This is a genomic window from Methylobacterium sp. WL103 (assembly GCF_008039885.1).
Lineage (GTDB): Bacteria > Pseudomonadota > Alphaproteobacteria > Rhizobiales > Beijerinckiaceae > Methylobacterium > Methylobacterium cerastii.
In genome coordinates this window covers 1-1,334 of record NZ_VRUX01000879.1, presented here as the reverse complement: position 1 = coordinate 1,334, position 1,334 = coordinate 1, and the positions used below count along the sequence as shown (strand labels likewise).

The window sequence follows — 1,334 nt, the reverse complement described above, 5'->3', positions numbered from 1 at the left end:
CGCGTGGGTTGCGCTCGCGCTCGCCGCCATCCTGATGCTGCGCGGCCAGCTCGGCCCTGCCCTCGTCCTCGGGCTCGGTGCCGTCTGGCTGCTCGACGGGCCGGAGACGCTGGGCGCCCGGCTGAAACGCTGGGTTTCATCCGTGACGCCGTCGCCGCGACGGCACCGGACGGCCCGCATCGACTTCGTCGTGGGCGACGACGGCAAGGTCGGCGACGGCATCCTGCGCGGCGGGCCGCTCGGAGGGCGGCGGCTCGAGAGCCTGGGACTCGCCGACCTCCGCGCCGTGCTGGCGGTCTGCCGCGTCCAGGACCCCGCCGCGGTGGTTCCGCTAGAGGCGTATCTCGACCGCAGGCACGCCGGCTGGCGTGTAGACGCTGAGCGCGATGGCCACCCGCGGCCGGGCCGCCCGGCGCAGCCAGGGGCGATGACGCAGGACGAGGCCTATCAGATCCTGGGGCTTGAGCGCGGGGCGACCCCAGAGGCCGTCCGCACGGCTCACCGGACGCTGATGAAGCGGGCCCACCCCGACCAGGGGGGAAGCGCCGAGGGGGCGGCCCGCGTCAACGCGGCCCGCGACAGGCTGACGAACCGACATCGCTGATACTCCACGCGCGTTGCCAGGGGTACGGGACGGCTTTCGCCGAGGGCGGGATCCGCCGTCGGCGCGAGGCACGATCGTCACGGCGAAGGCCGTTGATCGTAGAGCGTCACGGTCGAACGGACCGCGACGGCATCGGGAAAGAGATCAGCTGCGGGTGGCGAAGCAGCTGAAGCCGCTGCGCTTCAAGGTGGAGCAGGCATCCTGCGCCGCGTCCTGCTCCTGGAAGCCGGAGAAGCGGGCGCGGTAGAGTGTGGCGCCGCTGTGCTCGACCTTGACCGTGTAGGGGGCGGCCTTCGAGAGGCTGCCGCCGCCCTTCACCTTGGCGTCGGCGAGCATCGCCTTGGCCTTGCCCTCGTCGTCCATGGCGCCGAGCTGGATCACCCAGGCCGTCGGCACGATCTTCGGGCCGAGGACGGGCTTGGGTGCCTCGGCGCGGGCGACCGGGCCGTCGGCCGAGGCGATGCGCTGGTCGGACTTGCGCGCGCCGGGGAACGCGGCCTGCGCGGTCGAGGGGGCAGCGTAGGCCTGCGCCGCCTTCGGCAGCGGGCCGGCCTTGAACGCGCCGGCGCTGCCGGGGGTCGCGGTCGAGCGGCGGGGCGAGATGTCGAGGGGCTGGGTGGCATCGGTCGAGTTCGTAGTCTCGACCTCGTCGTCCTCGGCCGAGGCGAGCTGTGTCCGGGTGCGCGAGACCGCGTCGGCGACGACCGCCGGGCGGGCGCGCTCGGCGACC

At 74.0% G+C, this 1,334-nt stretch carries 2 protein-coding genes; one reads left to right on the top strand and one right to left on the bottom strand.

Features of this window, described 5'->3' with window-relative positions:
• A partial coding sequence (locus FV222_RS26355; RefSeq protein ID WP_147816070.1) for a DnaJ domain-containing protein occupies positions 1–604 on the top strand: 604 nt, incomplete at its 5' end.
• Positions 605–748: 144 nt separating this feature from the next.
• Here the strand turns inward: FV222_RS26355 and FV222_RS26350 are convergent.
• Positions 749–1,334: SPOR domain-containing protein (locus tag FV222_RS26350; protein ID WP_147816067.1), on the bottom strand; the 586-nt coding region annotated here is incomplete at its 5' end.